This is a genomic window from Duganella sp. GW821-FHT07G03, assembly GCF_059418605.1.
This window is the reverse complement of sequence record NZ_JBWKQE010000031.1, coordinates 74,131-80,493: the sequence shown is the minus strand read 5'-3', so window position 1 is coordinate 80,493 and position 6,363 is coordinate 74,131. Positions and strand designations below refer to the sequence as shown.

General features: G+C 68.5%; 4 protein-coding genes and 2 pseudogenes. 1 reads left to right on the top strand and 5 read right to left on the bottom strand.

From position 1 onward, the window contains the following. Window positions 1-67: 67 nt before the first annotated feature. From AC07OK_RS28035 to AC07OK_RS28015, 5 genes and pseudogenes are all read right to left on the bottom strand, one after another. Window positions 68-358 (bottom strand): annotated as a pseudogene (locus AC07OK_RS28035) (ATP-binding cassette domain-containing protein); the annotation flags it as partial. Then, complete coding sequence (locus AC07OK_RS28030) at window positions 355-1,428, bottom strand: HlyD family secretion protein (RefSeq protein WP_494693348.1); 1,074 nt, start codon at window positions 1,426-1,428, stop codon at window positions 355-357. The pseudogene AC07OK_RS28035 and the gene AC07OK_RS28030, both read right to left, overlap by 4 nt. Beyond that, window positions 1,425-2,375 (bottom strand): efflux transporter outer membrane subunit, encoded by a 951-nt coding sequence (locus AC07OK_RS28025; RefSeq protein ID WP_494693347.1) that lies wholly within the window; start codon window positions 2,373-2,375, stop codon window positions 1,425-1,427. The genes AC07OK_RS28030 and AC07OK_RS28025 overlap by 4 nt, the downstream gene beginning before the upstream one ends. A gap of 100 nt (window positions 2,376-2,475) precedes the next feature. Next, a pseudogene (locus AC07OK_RS28020) lies at window positions 2,476-2,829 on the bottom strand (TolC family protein); the annotation flags it as partial. Between the two features lie 238 nt (window positions 2,830-3,067). After that, on the bottom strand, window positions 3,068-4,471 hold the full coding sequence (locus AC07OK_RS28015; RefSeq protein ID WP_494693344.1) for a bifunctional enoyl-CoA hydratase/phosphate acetyltransferase: 1,404 nt from the start codon (window positions 4,469-4,471) through the stop codon (window positions 3,068-3,070). Between the two features lie 127 nt (window positions 4,472-4,598). Between AC07OK_RS28015 and AC07OK_RS28010 the strand changes: the two genes are divergently transcribed. Next, window positions 4,599-6,350: a PHA/PHB synthase family protein gene (locus AC07OK_RS28010; RefSeq protein ID WP_494693343.1), complete on the top strand. Its 1,752-nt coding sequence runs from the start codon at window positions 4,599-4,601 to the stop codon at window positions 6,348-6,350. The last annotated feature ends 13 nt before the right edge of the window (window positions 6,351-6,363 follow it).

Sequence of the window (6,363 nt, the reverse complement as noted above, 5' to 3'; positions counted from 1 at the left end):
ATGCATGCGCCGTTTTTAAGATAGAAAGTTAACAGCTTCCTCAAATGTTTACAAGAAATTTGAGGGGAAGGTTCAGGCCCAGACCCTGCGGCATGTAGGCGATGCGCGGGCAGACGGCGTCGCGATGGCGCATGCTGCGCATGTCGCCGCCCAGCACCGTCACGCTGCCTTGCTGCACCGCGAGGGCGCCGGCCACCAGCGACAGCAGGCTGGATTTGCCGACGCCGTCCGGCCCGATCAGGCCTATCATGCGACCGGCCGGCAGGTCCAGGTCGATGGCGCGCAGCGCGCGGGTGTCGCCGTATTGCAGTGCCACGCCGCGCAGGCCGGCAACGCAGGCCGCCGCGGTATCGCTCATTGAGGCACCTTGATTTCCAGGTTGGCGGGCCACGGTGTTTTCGCGTCAAGCTGAACCCAGGCCACGCCGGGCAGGCCGGTCTTGACCAGTTTCATGTGCTTCTGCAGCAGCGCCGGATCGATCTGGGCCTTGACGCGGAACATCAGCTTCTGGCGCTCGCTGGCCGTTTCCACCGTCTTGGGCGTGAACTGCGCGGTGCTGGCGACGAAGGACACGCGCGCCGGCAGCACGTACTGCGGCGCGGCGTCGAGCACCACGCGCACCGGCGCGCCCAGCGCCAGCTTGCCGGCCGCCTGTTCCGGCACGAAGAAGGTCATGTAGACGTCGGCCAGGTCGACCAGGTTGAGCACCTTGCCGCCGCTGCCCAGCACTTCGCCGGGTTGTGCGATGCGGTACTGCACCCGGCCGGCGCGCGGCGCGGTCAGCGCGCTGTCGGCCAGGTCGACGTCGATGCGGTCGACCGTCGCCTGCACCGCCGTGACCGAGGCGCGGGCGCCGCCGGCCTGGGTCCGCGCGGCCTCGATGCCACTGCGGGCCGCTTCGGCCTGCGCCTTGGCGGCGCGGATCACGGCGTTGGTGGAACGCACGCGGCTGCGGTCGTCGTCGAGTTCCTGCTCCGACGAGGCGCCTTCCAGCACCAGGGTTTCGGAGCGCTTGAGGCGGCGCTGGGCCGCATCGAGTTCGCTTTCGCGTTGCACCACCAGCGCCTGCGTGGCCTGGAAGTCGCTCTGGCGCATGGCGATCATGGCGTCGGCGCTGGCGACGGCGGTCTGGGCCTGCGCCTGACGCGCCACTGCTTCGTCGCGCTGGGCTTGCAGCGAGGTCGCCTGCATGTGGGCCAGCACCTGGCCGGCGGTCACGAAGTCGCCTTCGTTGACGGCGATGTCTTGCAGCCGTCCCGGCAGCTTGGCGGCGACGTCGATTTCGGTCGCTTCGATGCGGCCGTTGCCGCTGGCGAATTCGGGGCCGGGGCCGGCGGGATGCATGCGTTGCCAGGTGTAGGCTGCACCGGCCACCAGGGCCATGGCGACGGCGGCGGCGCCGAGTTTGCGTGTCAGGTCAGGAGTCATGTGCGGGGTCGGGGCAGGTAGGGGAAGGCGGCCAGCGGCGGTGCGGCGACGACCGGGTCGCCGCCGAGCGCGCTGTACAGGGCGATGCCGGCGCCCAGCAGGGCGCGGCGCAGCTGGATCAATTGTTGTTCGGCGCTGAGCAGGTCGCGCTGGGCGTCGAGCACGTCGAGGAAGGCGGCGGCGCCGCTGTCGTAACGCAGCTGCGACAGGCGGGCGCGTTCGCGCTGCACCTGCAAGGCGCGTTCGGCGATGGTCACCTGCTGGCCCAGCCAGGCCTGGGCCGACAGCGCGTCGGCCACGTCGCGGAAGGCGCCCTGGATGGTTTTTTCGTAGTTGGCGACGGCGCTGTCGCGGCGCGCTTCGGTCAGGCTCAGGTTTTGTCGCCGGCGGTCGCCGTCGAACAGCGGCAGCGTGATGCTGGGGGCGAAGGTCCACGAGTGGCTGCCGCCGGCGAACAGGCCGCCCAGTTCGGCGCTGGCGGTGCCGAGCGCGGCGGTCAGGCTCACCTGCGGGAAGAAGGCGGCCCGCGCCGCGCCGATGCTGGCGTTGGCGGACTGCAGCTGGTGCTCGGCGGCGACGATGTCGGCGCGCCGCTCCAGCAGCGCGGACGGCAGGCCGGGGGCTAGTGCGGGCAGCTGTTCGGCAAAATTGTCGGGCAAACTGGCGGCCTCGGTGTCCAGCGGCGCTAGCGCGGTGGCGCTGCCGACCAGCAGTTGCAGCGCGTGGCGTTTGCGCTCGCGTTCCTGTTCCAGCTGGCTGGTGAGCGCCTGCGCCTGCAACAGCAGGGTTTCGACCTGCGTCAGGTTCAGGCGCGAGGTCGAACCCACCGCCACCCGGCGCGAGTAGATGCGGAAGCTTTGCTGCCGGGTAGCCAAGGTGCGGCGCGCCAGTGCAATGCGCTGGTCGATTTCGCGCACGTCGAAATAGCCCTCGGCAACGTGGGTGATCAGCGATATGGTGATGGCGCGGCGCGCGGCGCGCGGCGTCGCTGGCCAGGTAGTCTTGCAGGGCGGCGTCGCGCAGGCTGGCCAGGCGGCCCCACAGGTCGATCTCCCAGGCGCTCACGCCCAAGCCGGCCTGGTATTGGCTGGTGATCATGTCGTGGCGGGTCAGGCTGAGGTCGGCCGGCACGTGTTGACGCTGTCCGCTGGCCTGGGCCGCCAGCAGCGGCAGGCGGGCGGCGCGTTCGATGCCGTAAGCGGCGCGCGCCTGCTCAACCCGCAGCGCGGCGATGCGCAGGTCGCGGTTCTGCGCCAGCGCTTCGACGATCAGCGCTTGCAGCTCCGGTGAGGAAAAATAGCCGCGCCATTCGGGTAGCGCGGCGGCGGCTATGGCGGTGGCTGCGGGCGCGCCGTAATCGGCGGCCACCGGCAGCGGCGGCCGGGCATACTGGGGCGCCATCGAGCCGCAACCCGGCAGCAGCAGTGACGCGGCGAGCGCGGCCGCTGTCATGGCGGTGCGCGGCCTGGCGAACGGCGCAGGCTGGAACATAGTGGAACTCCTTGAATGGCGCAGGGTGATGCCGAAAGTCAAGCGGCGAGCGCAGTGTACGGCGCAAGTCAAGCGCGTGTAATTGATGTAGATCAAAAATCAACAAATGGACGGCGGCAGGCGGGGTCCGCCGTCCAAGGAGCGGCGCTTAAGGCCGCTGCTGCCGGTAGCGATGGGCCAGCAACAGCGCCAGCGCCGCCGAGGCGGTGCGGGCGGCGGCGGCGTCGGCGCGGCTGGTCAGGGCGATCGGCACGGCCGCGCCCAGCACCACGCCGCAGACGGCGGCGCCGGCCAGGTATTCGAGCTGCTTGGCCAGCAGGTTGCCGGCTTCGAGATCGGGCGCGATCAGGATGTCGGCATGGCCGGCCACCTGCGAGACGATGCCCTTGCTGCGCGCCGCCATCGGCGAGATGGCGTTGTCGAAGGCCAGCGGGCCGTCCAGCAGCGCGCCGCTGATCTGGCCGCGTTCGGCCATCTTGCACAGCGCCGCCGCGTCCAGCGTGGACGGGATTTTTGGCGTCACCGTTTCCACCGCCGACAGGATGGCGACCTTGGGTTCGGCCGTGCCCAGCGCATGCGCCAGTTCGATGGCGTTCTGCACGATGTCGACTTTGTGCTCCAGCGTGGGCTGGATGTTGAGCGCGCCGTCCGAAATCAGCAGCACCTTGTCGTACAGCGGCACTTCGATGCGGAACACGTGCGACAGGCGCCGCGCCGTGCGCAGCGCCGGCGTATCCAGCACGGCGGACATCAGCTCATCGGTATGCAGGCTGCCCTTCATCAGCATCTCCACTTCGCCGGCGCCGGCCATGGCGGCGGCGCGCGCGGCTGCCGCATGGCTGTGCGGCACATCGACCAGTTCGACGCCGGCCAGCGACAGGCCGGCGCTCTCGGCCAGCACCCGCAGGCGCTCCTGCGGGCCGACCAGCACCGGCACGATCAAGCCGTGTTTGGCGGCGTCGAGGGCGCCGCGCAGCGAAGCTTCGTCGCAGGGATGGACCACGGCGCAGCGCACCGGCGACAGTGGCGCCGCCGCTTCCATCAGGCTGGCATAATTGGCGTGCACCTGTGACAGACTCAGCGGCGGCATGTGGACGCGCGGGCGGCGCACCTTCTCGCTTGGCGCGATCACCGTGGCGACGCCGGTCAACACCACGGCGCCGGTCTGGTTCTTGATCTCGCAATCGAGCAACAAGTGTTTCTTGACCGGTTCCTTGGCCGTCACCGTGGCGGTGATGCGCAACTCGTCGCCGATGCGCACCGGCTTGAGGAACTGCAGCGTTTGCGCCAGGTAGATGGTGCCGGGGCCGGGCAGGCAGGTGCCCAGCAGGCGCGAGATCAGCGCCGCGCCCCACATGCCGTGCGCGATCACGCCGTGGAACAGGGTGTGGCCGGCGTATTCCGGATCGACGTGGGCCGGGTTGACGTCGCCGGAGACGGCGGCAAAGGCGGCGATATCGTCCTTGCTCAGCGTACGGCTCAGGCGTGCGCATTGGCCTACTTGCAATTCGTCGTAGGTGATGTTTTCAATAATGTCGTCGGATTCGTTCATGGCAATGGCTTTGGTGGGCGATGCAGGGCAGTCTAGAGAGCGCGCTCCCCGAAGTATTTGATCCAGATCAAATACTTCGGGGACGCCCCCCAACCATAATCGGTGCATCGTCAAATCAGGAGGGCATGTGAAGACTGCACAGTTGAAAGTTGTTCCGGGCGCGGCTGCGCCGTCGCCGGAATCCGAAGCACCCGGCAATACGCTCGACCTGTACCTGCGGAGCCAGGTGGCGCGGTTGACCGGCGGCGTGTCGCCGATCGCGATGTCGCTGGCGTTCCAGGACTGGTGGCAACACCTGGCAGTGTCGCCGGGCAAGCGCAGCGAGCTGGCGGCGCAATGCCTGGGAGCATGGGCCGGGATGGCCAATCCGGCTGCAGCTGACGATAGCCGCTTCGATAACGTCGCCTGGCGTCAGTGGCCGTTTTCGCAATACGCGAACAGCTTTAAGCAAGCCGAGCAGTTTTGGCGCCAGGCCACCACCGGCGTGCGCGGCGTGGCGCCGCACCATGCCGAGGTGGTGGCCTTCACCGCGCGCCAGCTGCTGGACATGTACTCGCCGTCGAATTATCTGTGGAGCAATCCGGAGGTGTTGCGGGCCGCGGCCGCCAGCGGCGGGCGCAGCCTGATCGACGGCGCGCTCAACTGGCGCCGCGACCTGTGCCGCCGCCTCGCGCCGCCGGACATGGCGGTGCCGGAACCGACCGGCCCCAGTTATGTGCCGGGGCAGGATGTGGCGGTCACGCCGGGCCAGGTCATCTTCAGCAACGAGCTGATCGAACTGATCCAGTACTCGCCGCAAACCGAAAAGGTCTACCGCGAGCCGGTGCTGATCGTGCCGTCGTGGATCATGAAGTACTACATCCTCGACTTGTCGCCGCACAATTCGCTGGTGCGTTATCTGGTGCAGCAGGGACATACGGTGTTGATGCTGTCCTGGCGCAATCCCGACCAGCATGACCGCAACATGGGGATGGACGATTACCTGCGACTCGGCGTGTTTGCCGCGCTGGAGCAGGCCGACCAGTTGGGCGGGGGCGCGCCGGTGCACGCGGTGGGCTATTGCTTGGGCGGCACCTTGCTGGCGGTCGCCGCCGCCGCCATCGACTCGGGCGAGCACGGCCAGCACGCCAAGCTGGCCTCCGTCTCGCTGCTGGCGGCGCAGACCGATTTCAGCGAGCCGGGCGAGCTGGGCCTGTTCATCGACGACAGCGAGCTGGCTTTCCTGGACGCGTTGATGTGGGACCAGGGTTATCTGGACGGCGACCAGATGGCCGCGTCCTTCCAGCTGTTGCATGCGCGCGACCTGGTGTGGTCGCGCATGATGCGCGAGTACCTGATGGGCGAGCGCAGCGCGCCGAACGACCTGATGTCCTGGAACGCCGACAGCACGCGGTTGCCGTTCCGCATGCACAGCGAGTATCTGCACGGCCTGTTCCTGCGCAACGACTTGGCGGAGGGGCGCTATACGGCGCAAGGCAAGCCGATTGCGCTGTCCGACATCCGCACGCCGATGTTTGTCGTCGGAACCGAGCGCGACCACGTGTCGCCATGGCGGTCGGTGTACAAGATCCATTTGCTGAGCGGTGCGCCCATCGATTTCGTGCTGGCGTCCGGCGGTCACAACGCCGGCATTGTTTCCGAACCGGGGCATGCCAACCGCAGCTACCGCAGTCATCCCGCCAGCACCCAGGCGCAGGCGGCGGGCTACAGCAGTCCGGACGAGTGGTTGAACAGCGCCGAGCGCACCGAGGGTTCATGGTGGCCGCATTGGCAGCAATGGCTGGTGCGCCATGCAAGCCGGGAACGGGTGGCGCCGCCGGCGATGGGCCTGGGCCGGGTGTTGGGTCCGGCGCCAGGCAACTTCGTATTGCAGCATTGAGGCAGGGTCGGTC